Source organism: Streptomyces milbemycinicus (genome assembly GCF_002154605.1).
GTDB lineage: Bacteria > Actinomycetota > Actinomycetes > Streptomycetales > Streptomycetaceae > Streptomyces > Streptomyces milbemycinicus.
Map to the genome: position 1 here is coordinate 13,931 of NZ_MUNE01000014.1, position 14,693 is coordinate 28,623.

Below are 14,693 nucleotides of genomic sequence, written 5' to 3' on the forward strand. Positions count from 1 at the left end.
CGGATCACGGGGCGTCGAGAACTCCATGATCTTGGAAGGGCAGGTCATCCGCCTGGGGCGTCCTCGGCTTCCCAGCGCAGCAGGTCGCCCGGCTGGCACTCGAGCACCTCGCAGAGCGCGGCGAGCGTCGCGAAGCGCACGGCCTTGGCGCGCCCGTTCTTGAGTACCGCCAGGTTGGCGGGCGTGATCCCTACGCGGTCCGCCAGCTCGCCCACGGACATCTTCCGCCTGGCCAGCATCACGTCGATGTCGACGGCGATCGGCATCAGATCACCTCGTCCAACTCGGCCTGCATCTGTGCCGCTTCGACGTCGCGCGCGACGGCCTGGGCGAGCAGCATCCGCAGCAGCAGCACGATGAGCGCAACTCCCAGGATGGCCACGCCAACCCCGCCCATGATGACGGTGACGCCCGGGTCGTCCCGCTGGCCCGGCGCATTGATGACCGTGACCGCGAACCACACGAGGGCAGCCGCCACGATCGCGCCGATCACGCCGTCCACGTACCGGAAGGCGGCGTGGGAGAACACGGTTCCGCGTCGCACCATCGTCACCAGCCGCCATACGCAGACCAGGGCGACTTGGACCGACGCCATGCCCAGAATCGTGATCACGCGCAGCGGGGTCAGCGGGAGCGCCCCGTCCTCTGGGTCGGTGGCCAACGCCCACACCATCAATGCCTGTACGAACACGGTGCCGGCGAGCACCACTACGAGCACGGCGCGCAGCGCACGCACTGCCAGCTTTCCCATGACCCCACCTTCCATCGAGTTGCGATGGGAATCTATCGAAAATCGATAGGTGAAACAAGAGCCGGGACGGAGGGTGGGCGGCAGTTTCGCACCGCGGCGGGACGCCGCCTGTGCCGTTCAGAAATGCGTCGCTGCAGCTCAAAGGGGGTCTGGCGGGATCTGCGGGGGTGCGGGGAACGTTGCCCTTGCTGGAAATCTCATCCGCCCCGGTGGGGGCCGGTGCATCGGGTTTCCTGAAATCTGGCCGCGATCGCGCGAGCTGGCGCTCTCGTGCAGCTGCTGTCAGTGCGTCATGATGATCGATCGTGCTGCTGCGACGGGCTTACCTGGGTGTGTCGAACGCGTTCGCAATGCTTCGCCTGCTGCCGATGACTGATCGGGACAAGGATGCAGAGATCCTCGCCCTGCGCCACCGGATCATCGTGCCGGAGCGCCAACTCGGCAAGGTGAAGATCCGGTTCACGCTGAGCGATCGGACGTACCTGGCGGCGCTGCTACACCCGCTGCCACTTCATGTCCTGCGGCGGTTACGGCTGCTCATATGCCCCGATGCGGTATTGCGGTGGCGCCGCAACTTCGTCGCACGCCGCCATGCCTGACTTCAGGTGTCGCGTTCAATGCCGGACCAGGCAGCGACGAGGGTGTTGGTGACGGTGCGGGCGGCCCTGTCGCTTCTGGTCGGGTGCGTGGGTATCCCGGGGTGCGCGTTGATGAGGCGTGGACGCGGATGGCCAGGTGGCACAGCAGGCCTTGGATGTCTTCGATCGGCTCCTGCGTGCCTTGCGCTCGGACCGTGGCCGCAGCTGTGCCGTTCGGAATCTCGTCGCCCCTGGTCAGGCGGCGTGGCCGATGGTGACGGTGGGCGCGGTGGACGGCCTGCCGGGGCGGCGGTGCTGGGGAAACGTCCACTTCCGCGCCAGGAGTTGCCGGTGCCAGGCCAGCAGTGTGGTGGGGGTGACAGAGAATACGTGACGCCAGTGTTCCCGCGGGACCGGCCGGGAAAGGATGGCGAGCCGGATTCGGTCGGCGGGCTCGTAGCGGACTCGGGCGATCTGGCGGCGTAACACCGCGTTCTCGTGCCGCAACGCCAAGACCTCCGCATCCTTGGCCACGCGGCAGCGCAGCACGGCAGCGGGCACTTTGATCAGGTTCCGGACCAGCGCGGTGACGAATGAAAGCGGCATCGGCAGATCATCCCAGGCGCCGCGCAGGCCGCCATCCTGCGCGGAGAAGCTGCAGGCCAGACCCAGAATCGTAATTCCGAGCGGGACAGGCTCCGCTGCTGCCGCCCGTTCCCGAACGACGCCACCGCTACCCTGGGCGGCTGCGTGTTCCGGACCGGGCGGCACTCGCCGGCGTCATCTACGTGCTGCGGACCGGTGTCGCCTGGTGCGACGTCCCCGCGGAGACCGCTTCCTTCCTGCCTGACTTCATGCACGTGGAGACCGTCTTCCTCAGACGTCTCTACGTCTTCTTCGTCATGGAGATTGCCAGTCGGCACGTCCACGTCCTGGGTGTCACCGCACGCCCTACCGGTGCATGGGTCACCCAACTCGCCCGCAATCTGTTCATGGGCATCGAGGACAGAGGCGGATGCTTCCGGTTCCTCATCTGTGACCGGGACAGCACTTCATCGCTGCGTTCGACGCCGTCTTCGTCGGCAACGGCACAGCCGTCATCCCGACCCCGCCGCACAGGCCGCGGTCAAACGCGTTCGCCGAACGATGGATACGCACAGCCCGCGCCGGATGCACCGACCGACTCCTCATCACCGGTGAGCGACACCTGCGCACCGTTCTCACCATGTATGCCCAGCACTACAACGCCGGACGAGCTCACCTCGGCCTGAGTCTTCGGGCGCTGAACGATGCTCCCGACGGCATCCCACATTGACACCCTTCAGGAGGAACCCGGGCGGGGGAGGCGCCCGAGGGAGCGGGTGGGGGCTCAGCCCTTGACCGCGCCCTGCATGATGCCGCCGACTATCTGGCGGCCGAAGACGATGAACATAGCCAGCAGCGGCAGGGTGCCGAGCAGCGCGCCGGCCATGATGAGCGACTGGTCGCGCACATAGCCCGCGCTGAGCTGGGTCAGCGCGACCGGGACGGTCGGGTTGCTCATGTCCAGCACGATGAACGGCCAGAAGAAGTCGTTCCAGGCGTGCACAAAGGTGATCATGAACAGGACTGCCATCGGCGGACGGGCGATCGGCAGCACGATGCTCCAGAAGATGCGGAGCGAGTGCGCGCCGTCCACCCGCCCTGCCTCGATGAGTTCGTCCGGCAGCGCCTCGGAGAGGTACTGTCGCATGAAGAACACTCCGACCGCGCTGACCAGCGTCGGAAAGATGACGGCGGGCAGCTGCTGACCCCATCCCAGTTCCGTCATCATCATGAAGAGCGGTACGACACCGAGCTGCGGCGGCACCATCATGGTGCCGATGACCAGCATCAGCGCGATGTTGCGTCCCTTGAAACGCAGTTTGGCGAGGGCGAACCCGGCCAGGGTGGCGAACAGCACGGTGGACAGGGCGATGGCGCTCGCCACGATGAGACTGTTCATCATGGCCTTGCCCAGTGCCGCGTCCTGCCACGCCTTGCCGAGGTTGTCGAAGAGATTCGGCCCGGGCAGGAACGGTGGCGGGGTCTGCGTGACACGGGTGTTGTCGCTCGACGCCGCCACCACCGTGAAATAAAGCGGGAAGAGGGAGAACACCGTGGCCAGGCCGAGCAGGACGTAGGCGACCGGACCGGCGTGGTGCTGGCGCCCGGCCCTGAGGCGCAGTGAAGGGCGGAACCGGCGCCTGGACGGCGTTGACGTGTCCCAGGGGGTCCCCGAACGCGCGCCCGCCCGGGGCTGGAGGCTTTCGGTGGTCATGGCTGGCTGCTCCTGGTCAGGACTTGCGGGAGGTGAAGCGCTTGAGGACACGCTGCAGGGCGAAGATGAGGATCAGCAGCAGGAACATCGCCCAGGCGACGGTTGCCGCCCGCCCCATCTGGTAGTTTTTCCAGCCCTCTTCGTACAGCAGCAGGCCGAGCGTCTGATATTGGTTGTCCGCACCGCCGGTGACGCCGTTGGGTCCCTGGCCGAAGATCAGCGGTTCGCCGAACAACTGGGTCGCGCCGATGGTGGACAACACGATGGTGAAGAGGATCGTGGACCGGATGCCGGGGACGGTGACCTTGGTGAACTGCTGCCAGCGTGACGCGCCGTCAATGGCCGCCGCCTCGTACCGGTCCCGCGGAATGGCCTGCATGGCCGCCAGGTAGAGCAGCGCATTGTAGCCGGTCCAGCGCCAGATAACGATCACGGAGATCGCGCTCTGGGCAGCCCATTTGTTGTTCTCCCAGTCGACGTTGTCGATGCCGACCAGGCTCAGCATCCAGTTGATCAAACCGAAGTCGCGCTCGAACAGCATGGTGAACACCAGGGCAGCAGCACCCACCGAGGTGGCGTACGGTGTCAGGGCGGCGACCCGGAAGAACGTCGAGCCGCGCAGTCTGTAGTTGAGCAGATGGGCCAGACCCAGGGCCATCAACAGCTGGGGGACGGTGGACAGCACACCGATGGTGAAGGTATTGGACAGCGCGTTCCAGAACCGGTCGTCCTGCCAGAGTTCGGTGTAGTTGCCGAAGCCGCGCCACTCCATGAGGTTCATGGAGGCCAGCTCCACGTGGTGCAGGGAGATCCAGAACGTGTACAGCAGCGGGTAGAAGCCGAAGGCCGCGAAGACGATGAAGAACGGAGCGATGAAGGCGTACGGAGCCCCCTTGATGTCCAGGCGGTGCAGGAGGTTGCGCCGGCCCTGCCTGGGGCGGTCTCCGTCACCGCTGACGCCGGGCGCCTTCACGGCGCCGGCCGGGATGTTCTGGGTGCCGTCGGCGTGCGGTACCGAACCGGAAGTGACCACCTTCAGGCCTCCTTTCGAGACATGGGTGAGGGGTCGGTTCCGGCGGCCGCCGCCGTGACGGCCGCCGGAACCCTGGAAGTGCGTACGGTCAGCCGGTGGCCTTCTCGATCCGCTTGTCCGTGGTGGCCCACGCCTTGTCGGGGCTCTGGTTCTGCGACTCGATCAGCGTCAGCCCCTGGGAGAAGATGTCCTTGATCGTGCCGTCCTTCCGGCCCAGCACCTGCTTGTCCGGGATCTCCTGGGCCGCGGTGCCGAAGATCTTGCCGATCGGTGCGCCGCTGAAGTACTCGGACTTCGCCTCCGCCACACCGGGGGACTTCAACGCCTTTGCGGAAGAGGGGAAGTTGCCGAGCTTCTTGAACAGGTACTCCTGCTGCTCCGGCGCGGTGAGCCAGGCCACGAGCTTCTTGGCCTCCTCCTTGACCGGGCTTTTCTCCAGGACGCCGAGGAAGGAGCCGCCCCAGTTGGCGCCCTTGGGCGCCTTCGCGACATCCCACTTGCCCTTGTTCGCGGCTCCGGATTTCTCGCTGATGTGGGCGAGCATCCAAGCGGGGCAGACGGTGGCGGCGAAGGTGCCGTTGGCCAGCCCGGGATCCCAACCGGGCTGGAACTGCCGGAGCTTCGCCGTCAGCCCCGAGGTGGCGGCCTCCGAGGCCGTGGCCCAGGCCTCCTTGACCACAGGGTTGTCCTGATAGATCAGGTCGCCCTTCTCGTTGTAGTACTGCTTCGAGGCGCCGTAGACCATCGCGTTGAACAGCCCGCTGGCGCTGTCGATGTAGGCGACCTTGTCGTCCTTGGAGCTGGACTTGAATTCCTTGCCCACGTCGACGAACTTGGACCAGTCGCCTTCCCAGAGCCTGCCCACCTCCTCGCGGTCGGTGGGCAGGCCCGCCTGTTTGAAGAGATCCTTGCGATAGCAGACGGCCATCGGTCCGATATCCGTGCCGAGACCGATGACCTTGCCCTTGGAGGTGGTGACCTGGTTGAGCTTCCACGGCAGGAAGTGATCTGTGCCCGGCACGTCCGACAAGTCGACGAACTTGTCCGCCTGGGTGTCGACGAGTTCCTTGGCCCGGCCGATCTCTATGCCTTGGATGTCCTTGAGCCCGCTGCCCGCCGCGAGGTGTGTCTGCAGGGCGGTGTAGTACGTCTGCTCATCGCCGGCCACCTCGGCCTTGATGGTGACGTTGGGGTTTTCCTTCATGTACCGATCGAGGAGATCGGTCTCCTTGAAGCCCATGACCCCGAACAGGCCCATGGTGATGGTGACCTTGCCGTCCTTGGACCGTCCGCCTCCCGTTCCCGAGTCGCTGCCTCCACCGCAGCCGGCGACCAGCCCGAGAGCGAGCGCGGCCGAGACGGCAGCCGCACTTCTTGTACGTAAAAGCTTGTAGGGCCCACCCATTTCTTCCTCCTGACAACGGCACCGGCGCACCGGAGTACGAACCACTGGGACGGCTCATGGCTACATCCGCGAGTGGGAACGCTCCCATTCGTGGTGGGTACGTTCCCAGTAAGTCCAGGGAAGACTGGCGGTGGGAAGACGGCTGTGTCAAGAACTTGAATCCAGTTTGTTGCCGCCAGACGTCGTGCCTTCACTTTCCGGCCGGTGGCCGGTGAAACGCTCTGGCACAATGCGCTGGTGAGCGCCAGGGGAGCAGCGCGCAGGAGGAGGGAATCATGGGCGCCAGCCAGCGACCGACCATCAAGACCGTGGCCGCACGGGCCGGGGTCGGACGCACCACGGTCTCTCGGGTGATCAATGGATCACCGCTGGTCAGCGACAGGGCCCGAGCAGCGGTGGAAGCCGCGATCGCCGAACTCAACTATGTGCCGAACTCCGTGGCGCGCGGCCTGGTCACCAGCAGGACCAACTCCATCGCACTGGTCATCCCTGAAGCGGAGAGCAGGCTGGACTCGGAGCCCTACTTCTCCGCCGTGATCCGTGGCGTGAGCACCGGTCTTGTCGACACCAAGACGCAGCTGCAGCTCGTCCTCGTGCGTGACAAGGGTGAACTCGACCAGCTCACCGAGTCGGTCGCCGAGCGACGGGTCGACGGCGTACTCCTCGTCTCCGTGCACAGGGACGATCCGATCCCCGGGCTGCTGGAGGAATTCGGCCTTCCCACGGTGCTGGCCGGGCGGCGGTCTCCCTCCGAGCCGCTGAGTCATGTTCGTTCGGACAATCTGGGCGGCGCCGAGGAGGCCGTGCGTCATCTGCTGGGACGCGGCCGGAGAAAGGTCGCGACGATCACCGGGCCGTTGGACATGGAAGTCGGCCGCAGCAGGCTCCAAGGCTGGCGGAACGCCCTGCGGGAGGCCTGCCGGGAACCCGAGGAGGTGCTTGTGGCCCGGGCGGATTTCACCGAGAAGAGCGGGCAGCGGGCCATGCGCGAGCTGCTGCGACGCGTTCCCGACCTCGACGCCGTGTTCGTAGCCTCCGACGTCATGGCCGCAGGCGCCCTGGTCGAACTGCGCGCGCAGGGGCGGCGGGTCCCGGAGGATGTGGCGGTGGTCGGCTTCGACGACTCGATCATTGCCCGTCACACCACCCCGTCCTTGACGAGCGTGCGCCAGCCCGTCGAGGAGATCGGCAGTGCGATCGCCCGGATCCTGATCCAGGAGATCTCCGACCCCAAGACGCCCCGCCGACACGTGGTCCTGCCCACCACGCTGGTCGTCCGCGACTCCTCCTGATCCGACCGAGGGGGTCGCCTGGCGGTTTTCTCCCGCTCCTGTGCCGTTGAGGTGTGCCGTTCAGAAATGCGTCGCTGCAGCTCATAGGCTGTCTGGTGGCCTCGTGGGCACGCTGGGATCATGCCTGGGTGATCGTCTCACTGGTGTGCCAGGTGACACGGAGGCTGCTCTCCGTTCCGGCGGTGCTGTTACGCAGACAGGCAGGCAAGGACGCCGAACTGCTGGTGCTTCGGCATGAGAACGTGGCGCTGCGCAGGCGACTCGCGGGTCCGGTGCGGTACGAGTGGGCGGACCGGCTGTGGTTCGCGGCACTGTCCTCGCTGATACCCCGGCCGCGCTGGACGCAGGTGTTCCGCGTGACGCCGGGGACGTTGCTCGGCTGGCATCGACGTCTCGTTGCACGCAGGTGGGACTACAGTGAGCGCCGGAGCAAGCCGGGCCGCCCGCCGACAGCGGAAGCTGTGAAGAGGTTGGTGCTCCGGCTGGCGCAGGAGAACCCGCGCTGGGGCTGCCGCAGAATCCAGGGCGAGCTCGCCCGGCTGGGCCACAGGATCGGCGCCTCCACGGTCTGGAAGATCTTGACGGCAGCAGGTGTCGACCCTGTTCCCCGCCGCAGCGGGCCGACATGGCGCGAGTTCCTTACGGCTCAGGCCGGCTCCATCATCGCCTGCGACTTCCTGCACATCGACCTGGTGAATCTTCGCCGGGTCTACGCCCTGGTCTTCCTCGAGCACGGTACAAGCCGCCTCCACGTCGCCGGGGTGACCGCACATCCGACCGCACAGTGGACAGCCCAGCAGGCCCGCAACCTTGCCCTCCACGAGGGAATGCCCCTGGAGTCGCTGCGCTTCTTGATCCGCGACCGGGACAGCAAATACACCGAGTCCTTCGACGCGGTCTTCGAAGCCGAGGACATCGAAACCCTGAAGACCGCCCCGCGGTCCCCGCGGATGAACGCGCACTGTGAGAGAGTCATCGGGACACTGCGGCGTGAAGTCCTCGATCACGTGCTGATCTGGAATGAGGCCCACGCTCGGCACGTCCTCGACGTCTACTCCCAGCATTACAACGGCCATCGCCCTCATCAGGCCCGTGGGCAACGTCCGCCCCTTTGCGACCGCCAGGTCGCAGCGTTGACTGACTCGCGCACTCCGCGACGACTACTCCAGACTCGCGTCCTCAGCGGCCTGATCAACGAGTACAGGTATGCGGCCTGACCTGCCGCGACAGGTTTCTGAACGGCACAGGGTGATGAGCGGCATGGTGGTGACCGCGGCACCCGTGCCCAATACCAGCCAGTTCAGGTGGCCGTGGCCGCTGCGGCGCAGCAGGCCGCCTCAGCTGTCATGCCGCCGCCGGCTGGAAGAAGATCGTTTGCCTGACCCTTCTCGGCGGTCGCTGACGGATAAGGGGTGGCCCGGCCATGTGGCCGGGCCACCCCTTGGGGGCATGCAGCTGTCAGGCGGGCTGTGCGGCGGGCGCCGGGGCGGTGGCCTTGTGAGCCTTACTGGTCTCCCGGAGGGTCAGCAGGCCGGTGATCGCGATCAGCGCCGAGGTCAGGCCGTGGATGCCGAACGCGGCGGCGAGGGGGCCGTGGTGGGCCAAGACGTTGATCATGTCGCCGAACGGGGCGACGGCCTCCATCAGCAGGACCCAGCCCAGGGCGCGGCGGTGGCCCGTCAGCAGGAGGATGCCGATGACCAGGCCCATCGAGAATTCGCGGGTGCCCTTCATGATGAGGAAGCCGTCGCCGTTGCCGGCGGGCCAGGTCGGCAGGCCAACGCCTTGAGTGGATGCCTCCGGGACCAGGATGAAGGACAACCCGAGGTAGAGGACGAACAGGGCGCAGACGGTGGCCAGGACGGTGTTGACGTTCTTCAGCGACATGGTTCTTCTCCTTTGACGTTCGGCCTGGGGTGGGGCAGGGGTTCAGCGGCGGATGCGGCGGGCATAGCGGGGGCGGTCGATGACGTGCCAGATGACGCGGACCGGCGCGGGTGGGGGGCGAGATCGCCTTACTCGGTCTCTGACCGCGCCGGCCTGCCGGTTCGTCTTCGCCGATGCCGGTTTTGCCGCGATCCCGCCACCACCAGTGAAGCCGTGATCCGCTGGGCCGCCATCGGCCTCACGACCCGGCGCCGCCCGGGGTGAGGATTTCCATGAGATGTCCGTCGGGGTCGCGGAAGTAGGCGCCCCTGCGGCCCATGGTGTGCTTACTGCGATAGATCTGCCCGATCTCTTGGCATGCAGGATCGCCGTAGTGGGTGATCCCGCCGTGCTGGATGCGGGCGAGGGCGGCGTCGAACTCCTGCTCGCTGACTATGAACGCGTAGTGGTGTGGCTCGAAGTCGTCCAGCTGGTCGTAGTCCAGACTGACCTGGTTGGCCAGCGTGACCGGCGTGAAGTGTGCCACCGGCGGATCGACACTCAGGCCGAGGATGTCGGCCAGGAACTGCGCCGAGGCTTGCGGGTCACGGGCGGGGACGATGGTGTGATTCAGTTCCACGGGCATGGTGACTCCTCTTCAGGGACGGGGCTACGCGTGGTGGGGCGCAAGGCGCGGCCGGCTTCGGGCTCGGCCTTGGCGACCCGGCATGGTGCATGGATGCGTGACTGCCGGGGGGAGGGCAGGGCTTCTCCGGCTGCCCTCTCTGGCTGCAGCTGCCGTGTCATACGTTGATCTGCTCGAATATGTGCGGGTACGACACGATGTCGTCGCTGAACTCGGCCGCCATGCGCTGGAACTCCGGGCTGCCGAACGCCGTGGCGAGCGCCTCGGTCGACTCCCAGACCGCGACGTTCATCAGAAGCTGGCTGTCCGCCGTTCCCTTGTGCATCTGCAGGGAGACGAATCCCGGCTGAGCCTTCATGAACTCCGCCTGCCTCCGAAAGAGGGCCAGGAACGCTTCAGTCCTCTCCTTCGGGACGACGAAGGTGTTGGCCAGGACGATGGGTCCGGTCTTCTCCTTGAACTGCGCGAACATCGGCGTATTCGGGTCGAGACTCTGCAGCTTGGCCATTTTCGGTACTTCCTCTCGCTGTCGGTTGCCCCGCGGCACTGAGGCCGGCCACCGCCGTACTGGGTCCGGCGACGCTCACGACGCTCGCTATCTGTGGCACGAGGGGATCTGACGGTCGCTCAAGGGCATCGCTGGTGACACCAAGGCCTCCAGCGACTGCGACCTTGCCAACGCTTGTTGGTCAACGCCGTTGGCCAACGTTGTTGGCAAACGTAGAGCCGCAGCTCTGGACTGTCAACACCTGTTGGTCTACGTTGTTGGCATGACCGGCACCACGGAGAACCAGCAGGCCGCACGGCGTTCCGACGCCACCCGCGCCACGATCCTCGACGCGGCCCGCGAGCGGTTCGTGGCGGACGGCTACGAGAAGGCGACCATCCGGGCCATCGCGCGCGACGCGAAGATCGACCCGTCAATGGTGATGCGCTACTACGGCAACAAGGCGGGCCTGTTCGCGGCGGCCGTCGCGATCGATCCCGGGTTGCCGGGCCTGTCCCTCGAACCGCGCGAGGAGATCGGCCGTACGCTGGTGCGCCACTTCCTCACCCTGTGGGAGGAGAACGGGGAGCTCACCGCGCTGATGCGGGTCGGCGCCACCGACCCGGCCGCCGCCGATCGCATGCAGAGCGTGCTGCGCGAGCAGATGATCCCGCTGGCCCGCCGACTGGGCCACGAGCCGGAGCAGGCGCAGGCGCGGGCTGCACTGTGCGTCTCGACCGTGCTGGGGCTCGCGCTGACGCGCTACGTGCTGCGGTTCCCGGCGAGCGTGGCGCTCGGCCGCGAGGAGATCGTGGACTGGCTCGGACCCACGGTCCAGCGGTATCTCACCGCACCCACGCCCTGAAGAACGCGTCCAGGCACCCACCGCGACCTCGGTCACGGCGGATGCCCTCAAAGGGAAGACCGAAAGGATCAGCCCTGCTTCTGCGGCTTGCGGGACTTGCCGCCGAGCATCATGAGGCCGGCGGGCACGCAGCCGGAGGTCCACACGGCGCAGCCGCAGATCGCCGGGCCCCGTACCCCAGACGGGCATCCGCCCCGGAAGCTGCGATGCTCATTGATCACGACCCGATACGCGCCCTAACGCCGCGTCATTCGCCGGTGCCCTCGTCGTCCTCGTCGAGGTGGACGGTCGCCGGGTCACGCAGTGGGCGCAGGCCCTCACGTGGCGGGCGGGCGGCGAAGCTGTATCGGCCCAGGCAGTTGAGGTTGGCGTGCTTCAGCGGGGAGACCCGGGCCACGTCCTCGTTGAGGACGTCATGCTCCCGCTCCTCGGGCGGCAGGGCCCGCAGGTGGTCGACGGCGGCGCCGAGGTTGCGCTGCCGAAAATATCATCCGCCCTGGTGGGATGCGGTGCGCGCCGTGTACGGGAGGTCGACCGGCGAAGTCGCCTGAACGGGCGCTCTCGCGAGGCTGGTGCTCGCCGCGGCAAGATGATCGACCGTGCTGCTGCGACTGGCCTACTTGGGCGTGACGAATGCGTTAGCCATGCTGCGCCTGCTACCGATGGGTGATCGAGACAAAGCTGTTGAGATACTCGCCTTGCGGCACCAGATCATGGTGCTGGAACGCCAACTCGGTAAGGGCTGGGTGCGGTTCGCCCCGAGCGACCGGGCATTTCTGGCGGCGCTGCTGCACCGGCTCCCCACGGACGTGCTCCGCGGAGTGCGGCTGCCGGTGCGTCCGGACACGGTGCTGCGCTGGCACCGCGACCTTCTCGCCCGCCGCCATGCTGCCGCCTCCCGGTCCAAGCGTTCGGGACGGCCACGGACCGTGCACTCCGTGCGGGCCCTGGTGCTGCGCCTGGCACGGGAGAACCCCGGCTGGGGATATCGCCGCCTGCACGGCGAACTGCTCGTCCTGGACGTGAAAGTGGCGGCTTCCACCGTGTGGGAGATCCTGCAAGAGGCCGGTATCGATCCAGCATCCGAGCGGTCTTCCAGCACCTGGACGGACTTCCTGCGCTCCCAGGCCGACGCCCTGCTGGCCTGCGACTTCTTCGAAACGGTCACCCTGTCCGGGGCTCGGATGTACGTGCTGGCCGTCATCGAGCACGCCAACCGACGGATCCGGGTCCTGGGTGCCACCGCGCACCCAACCTCTTCATGGGTGGCGCAGGCCGCGAAGAACCTCACCATGGACCTTGAGGACGCGGGCTGCCGAGCGCGTTACATGATCAGGGACCGGGACGGAAAGTTCTCCGACCTGTTCGATGCCATCCTGGCGCATGCGGGGATCGAGGTCGTCACGAAGTAGGAGCGGTCGGCGTCCAGGGTTGCCACGAGTTCCCCGGGTTCGGTGCTGAGCGCGAAGGAGTGCAAGCCGTGCTGACGCCCGAGCTGGTGGACGGTCGCGGCATTGGCGCGGAGCTTCGTGGCAGTGGCTGGCCTCATAGCTCATCCTCCTTCGTGATCTCGGGTACCAGGGTCGGCAGTGGCCAGAATATAGGAGTGTGGCAGCGGGATGAGCGTGCTCGGGAGCCCCCCGCTGGGAGCGGCGTTCTCTTCCTCTGTACGGCGCTGTACGGCTCCGAGACCTGCCGCTACTGTGCGCTACAGATCGTCGCGGAGGGTGGTCACTGGGCTGGGGGTCAAGGGGTCGCAGGTTCAAATCCTGTCGTCCCGACCAGCATCATCGCAGGTCGGAGGCCGTTTCCGCGGGTAGCGGGAGCGGCCTTAACCATGTCCGGGCTGGGAGCAATGGGGAGCCCTCTGGGAGCCCTCGTGCTCCCAACTCGCAGACGTGTCAACGGTGCCCGATTCGTCCGTCACCCGATCCGGTAGACCTACAGCGCAGTACCGCGCCCCCACGCGCCGTCGTCAACCACAGGCCCCTGAGATCATCCGATCGATTCGGATGCTCTCTGCATCGAGAGGTATAAGAACCCCTTGTCGGCTCTCGACCCCCTTTCGGGGTGGGAGCACGATCTCGTGCTCCCCATGCGACAGGGGGAAGCTGTGGGCTGAGGGCCTCGGTCGGCGTGTTTCCGCAGGCAGCCGGTGCTCGGGTGTCCCGGCCGCAAGGTGCCTGCCGCGTCAAGACGAGGTAATGCCCCTTGGCGTCCGCCGGCAGACGGGGCACTCCCAGGGCGTGAGCGCCCTATCGGGCTCTGTAGCGCCGTAGCGAGACAGTCGGCAGGTGCCCTTGCACGCTAAATAGTGTGCCAAGCGCTGCTTGGGCTGGCCGCAGAGGGGTCTCCGCAAGGGGGGGCAAGGCTTCGGCCCGGTCGTCCTTGGGATGGAAGGTCAGCGGGATGGCCAGGCCGTGCCTGGACGGTGGTGCGCGAAGTGACGAGCTGCTGGCCAGGGTATTGCGACAAATCTGGTGTTGCGGTTACACGGTGACGGTCGGTTGAGCCTCTCAACTTGTGCCGGGTCGCGGTGGCCCGGCCTTTCGTGAGGGGAACTGGATGGATACGGCAATCGTGATCCTGGCCATCGTCTCGATTGTCTCCGGCAAGGTGTGTCTGCTGGTTGGCCTGTGGCTGCGTCTGCGCTGGCGCACCCGGCACGAGCAGGTGCAGCGCCAGCACCTCACTTCGGTGACTCAGTCGATCGCCGAAGGCGGACAGGCGGAGGTCGTGGAGCAGCGGCCCGACGGACACAGCGTCCGCATCAAGATCACCCGTAGCCCGGGGGAGACGAACGCGGCGTGAGTACCCACGACTCGGCCGAGGGCGCCGGCAACCTGGCCGAACCGGCACGCTCCCTTCCAACTCTGGCAAGCCATCGGGCGCTTGAGCGCGTAGCAGCCAGCCGGGCGTTCGCCGCGTTCTACCGGGAAGCGATCAAGCCGCTGATCGCGTATCTGATCGCGAGCGGCGCCCTGCAGCAATCGCCGCGGAGATCGCCCAGGATTGCATGATCGAGCTGCTCAGACGCTGGGACAGCGTCAAGCACCCACGTGCGTATGTCTACAAAGCCGCAGGCCGGATGTGGGCCTGCAGGATCGGAAGCGTGCAGATGGAAGCGCCCGTCGAAGAGCTGCCGGAGCCGACGTCTCTAGTGCCAAGCCCTGATGCGCTTGCGGAATTCGAAGCACGCCACGACATGCTGCAGATACTGAAGACCCTGCCCCCTCGGCAACGCCAGGTCCTGTCCTTGAGCCTGCAGTCCTTCACCCCCGCAGAGATCGCGGAGCAGCTGGAGCTGGATCCCGGAACCGTCCGCGCCCACCTGATGAGAGCCCGCCGAGCCGCCGCCGTCCGTATCAAGCAAGAGGAGGGGCAGTGAGCGACCACCAGTGCGCCTCCCACCCGCCGGCGTTCACGGCCGATCAGCCGCTGGTGCGCCCGCACGCAACGACCGGCGGCCGG

General features: G+C 66.8%; 17 protein-coding genes and 3 pseudogenes. 10 read left to right on the forward strand and 10 right to left on the reverse strand.

The features are described 5' to 3' along the window. Positions 1-44: 44 nt before the first annotated feature. Together CCN51_RS01105 and CCN51_RS01110 are read right to left on the reverse strand one after the other, a co-directional pair. Positions 45-266 (reverse strand): helix-turn-helix domain-containing protein, encoded by a 222-nt coding sequence (locus CCN51_RS01105; RefSeq protein ID WP_014173884.1) that lies wholly within the window; start codon positions 264-266, stop codon positions 45-47. Continuing rightward, positions 266-751, reverse strand: coding sequence for a DUF2975 domain-containing protein (locus CCN51_RS01110; RefSeq protein WP_014173885.1), 486 nt, complete (start codon positions 749-751; stop codon positions 266-268). The genes CCN51_RS01105 and CCN51_RS01110 overlap by 1 nt, the downstream gene beginning before the upstream one ends. Positions 752-1,056: 305 nt before the next feature. Between CCN51_RS01110 and CCN51_RS01115 the strand changes: the two genes are divergently transcribed. Beyond that, positions 1,057-1,350: a hypothetical protein gene (locus CCN51_RS01115; RefSeq protein ID WP_014173886.1), complete on the forward strand. Its 294-nt coding sequence runs from the start codon at positions 1,057-1,059 to the stop codon at positions 1,348-1,350. Between the two features lie 234 nt (positions 1,351-1,584). On the opposite strand, the gene CCN51_RS01120 is transcribed toward CCN51_RS01115, so the two are convergent. Next, on the reverse strand, positions 1,585-1,935 hold the full coding sequence (locus CCN51_RS01120) for an integrase (RefSeq protein WP_245881557.1): 351 nt from the start codon (positions 1,933-1,935) through the stop codon (positions 1,585-1,587). Positions 1,936-2,030: 95 nt separating this feature from the next. On the opposite strand from CCN51_RS01120, the pseudogene CCN51_RS01125 reads away from it, so the two are divergent. Continuing rightward, positions 2,031-2,153, forward strand: a pseudogene (locus CCN51_RS01125) (IS5/IS1182 family transposase); the annotation flags it as partial. Positions 2,154-2,479: 326 nt separating this feature from the next. Further along, a complete protein-coding gene (locus CCN51_RS56865; RefSeq protein ID WP_238545595.1) occupies positions 2,480-2,644 on the forward strand; it encodes a hypothetical protein in 165 nt (54 codons plus the stop codon). A 54-nt stretch (positions 2,645-2,698) separates the two neighbouring features. Here CCN51_RS56865 and CCN51_RS01135 read toward each other — a convergent pair whose 3' ends face one another. The 3 genes from CCN51_RS01135 to CCN51_RS01145 all read right to left on the reverse strand — a co-directional run bounded on the left by CCN51_RS01135 (position 2,699) and on the right by CCN51_RS01145 (position 6,066). Continuing rightward, positions 2,699-3,628 (reverse strand): carbohydrate ABC transporter permease, encoded by a 930-nt coding sequence (locus tag CCN51_RS01135; RefSeq protein ID WP_014173888.1) that lies wholly within the window; start codon positions 3,626-3,628, stop codon positions 2,699-2,701. Between the two features lie 16 nt (positions 3,629-3,644). Beyond that, a complete protein-coding gene (locus CCN51_RS01140; protein WP_238545596.1) occupies positions 3,645-4,601 on the reverse strand; it encodes a carbohydrate ABC transporter permease in 957 nt (318 codons plus the stop codon). Between the two features lie 148 nt (positions 4,602-4,749). After that, positions 4,750-6,066, reverse strand: coding sequence for an ABC transporter substrate-binding protein (locus tag CCN51_RS01145; RefSeq protein ID WP_014173890.1), 1,317 nt, complete (start codon positions 6,064-6,066; stop codon positions 4,750-4,752). A 275-nt stretch (positions 6,067-6,341) separates the two neighbouring features. Here CCN51_RS01145 and CCN51_RS01150 point away from each other — a divergent pair, with 275 nt between their 5' ends. Then, the gene (locus tag CCN51_RS01150) at positions 6,342-7,358 is read left to right on the forward strand and encodes a LacI family DNA-binding transcriptional regulator (protein WP_014173891.1); all 1,017 of its coding nucleotides are present in this window, start codon (positions 6,342-6,344) and stop codon (positions 7,356-7,358) included. Positions 7,359-7,486: 128 nt separating this feature from the next. Next, the gene (locus CCN51_RS01155) at positions 7,487-8,575 is read left to right on the forward strand and encodes an integrase core domain-containing protein (protein WP_043486199.1); all 1,089 of its coding nucleotides are present in this window, start codon (positions 7,487-7,489) and stop codon (positions 8,573-8,575) included. Positions 8,576-8,816: 241 nt separating this feature from the next. On the opposite strand, the gene CCN51_RS01160 is transcribed toward CCN51_RS01155, so the two are convergent. From CCN51_RS01160 to CCN51_RS01170, 3 genes are all read right to left on the reverse strand, one after another. Beyond that, entirely contained in the window at positions 8,817-9,245 is a 429-nt protein-coding gene (locus tag CCN51_RS01160) for a DUF4267 domain-containing protein (protein ID WP_014173893.1), read from the reverse strand. 238 nt (positions 9,246-9,483) lie between these two features. Next, positions 9,484-9,870 carry a VOC family protein gene (locus tag CCN51_RS01165; protein WP_014173894.1) on the reverse strand — a complete coding sequence of 129 codons (387 nt, stop codon included), beginning with the start codon at positions 9,868-9,870 and terminating at the stop codon, positions 9,484-9,486. Between the two features lie 157 nt (positions 9,871-10,027). After that, complete coding sequence (locus tag CCN51_RS01170) at positions 10,028-10,378, reverse strand: antibiotic biosynthesis monooxygenase family protein (RefSeq protein WP_014173895.1); 351 nt, start codon at positions 10,376-10,378, stop codon at positions 10,028-10,030. Positions 10,379-10,640: 262 nt separating this feature from the next. On the opposite strand from CCN51_RS01170, the gene CCN51_RS01175 reads away from it, so the two are divergent. Further along, complete coding sequence (locus tag CCN51_RS01175) at positions 10,641-11,222, forward strand: TetR/AcrR family transcriptional regulator (protein WP_014173896.1); 582 nt, start codon at positions 10,641-10,643, stop codon at positions 11,220-11,222. A 247-nt stretch (positions 11,223-11,469) separates the two neighbouring features. Here CCN51_RS01175 and CCN51_RS55675 read toward each other — a convergent pair. Then, positions 11,470-11,691, reverse strand: a pseudogene (locus CCN51_RS55675) (hypothetical protein); the annotation flags it as partial. A 130-nt stretch (positions 11,692-11,821) separates the two neighbouring features. Here CCN51_RS55675 and CCN51_RS01180 point away from each other — a divergent pair. The 4 genes and pseudogenes from CCN51_RS01180 to CCN51_RS01190 all read left to right on the forward strand — a co-directional run. Then, positions 11,822-12,625, forward strand: a pseudogene (locus CCN51_RS01180) (helix-turn-helix domain-containing protein); the annotation flags it as partial. Between the two features lie 1,162 nt (positions 12,626-13,787). Continuing rightward, positions 13,788-14,033, forward strand: coding sequence for a hypothetical protein (locus CCN51_RS01185; RefSeq protein WP_014173899.1), 246 nt, complete (start codon positions 13,788-13,790; stop codon positions 14,031-14,033). After that, entirely contained in the window at positions 14,030-14,242 is a 213-nt protein-coding gene (locus CCN51_RS54195) for a hypothetical protein (protein ID WP_143675701.1), read from the forward strand. Before CCN51_RS01185 ends, CCN51_RS54195 begins: the two co-directional genes overlap by 4 nt. Further along, complete coding sequence (locus CCN51_RS01190) at positions 14,239-14,610, forward strand: RNA polymerase sigma factor (protein ID WP_014173900.1); 372 nt, start codon at positions 14,239-14,241, stop codon at positions 14,608-14,610. Before CCN51_RS54195 ends, CCN51_RS01190 begins: the two co-directional genes overlap by 4 nt. Positions 14,611-14,693 lie beyond the last annotated feature (83 nt).

Excerpts from the sequence above, each read along its gene's own strand:
- CCN51_RS01110 (WP_014173885.1), bottom strand. The coding sequence starts at position 751 with ATGGGAAAGCTGGCAGTGCGTGCGCTGCGCGCCGTGCTCGTAGTGGTG.
- CCN51_RS01185 (WP_014173899.1), top strand. The coding sequence starts at position 13,788 with ATGGATACGGCAATCGTGATCCTGGCCATCGTCTCGATTGTCTCCGGC.
- CCN51_RS01190 (WP_014173900.1), top strand. The coding sequence starts at position 14,239 with ATGATCGAGCTGCTCAGACGCTGGGACAGCGTCAAGCACCCACGTGCG.
- CCN51_RS01145 (WP_014173890.1), bottom strand. The coding sequence starts at position 6,066 with ATGGGTGGGCCCTACAAGCTTTTACGTACAAGAAGTGCGGCTGCCGTC.
- CCN51_RS01170 (WP_014173895.1), bottom strand. The coding sequence starts at position 10,378 with ATGGCCAAGCTGCAGAGTCTCGACCCGAATACGCCGATGTTCGCGCAG.
- CCN51_RS01105 (WP_014173884.1), bottom strand. The coding sequence starts at position 266 with ATGCCGATCGCCGTCGACATCGACGTGATGCTGGCCAGGCGGAAGATG.
- CCN51_RS01160 (WP_014173893.1), bottom strand. The coding sequence starts at position 9,245 with ATGTCGCTGAAGAACGTCAACACCGTCCTGGCCACCGTCTGCGCCCTG.
- CCN51_RS01135 (WP_014173888.1), bottom strand. The coding sequence starts at position 3,628 with ATGACCACCGAAAGCCTCCAGCCCCGGGCGGGCGCGCGTTCGGGGACC.
- CCN51_RS01150 (WP_014173891.1), top strand. The coding sequence starts at position 6,342 with ATGGGCGCCAGCCAGCGACCGACCATCAAGACCGTGGCCGCACGGGCC.
- CCN51_RS01165 (WP_014173894.1), bottom strand. The coding sequence starts at position 9,870 with ATGCCCGTGGAACTGAATCACACCATCGTCCCCGCCCGTGACCCGCAA.
- CCN51_RS01175 (WP_014173896.1), top strand. The coding sequence starts at position 10,641 with ATGACCGGCACCACGGAGAACCAGCAGGCCGCACGGCGTTCCGACGCC.
- CCN51_RS01120 (WP_245881557.1), bottom strand. The coding sequence starts at position 1,935 with ATGCCGCTTTCATTCGTCACCGCGCTGGTCCGGAACCTGATCAAAGTG.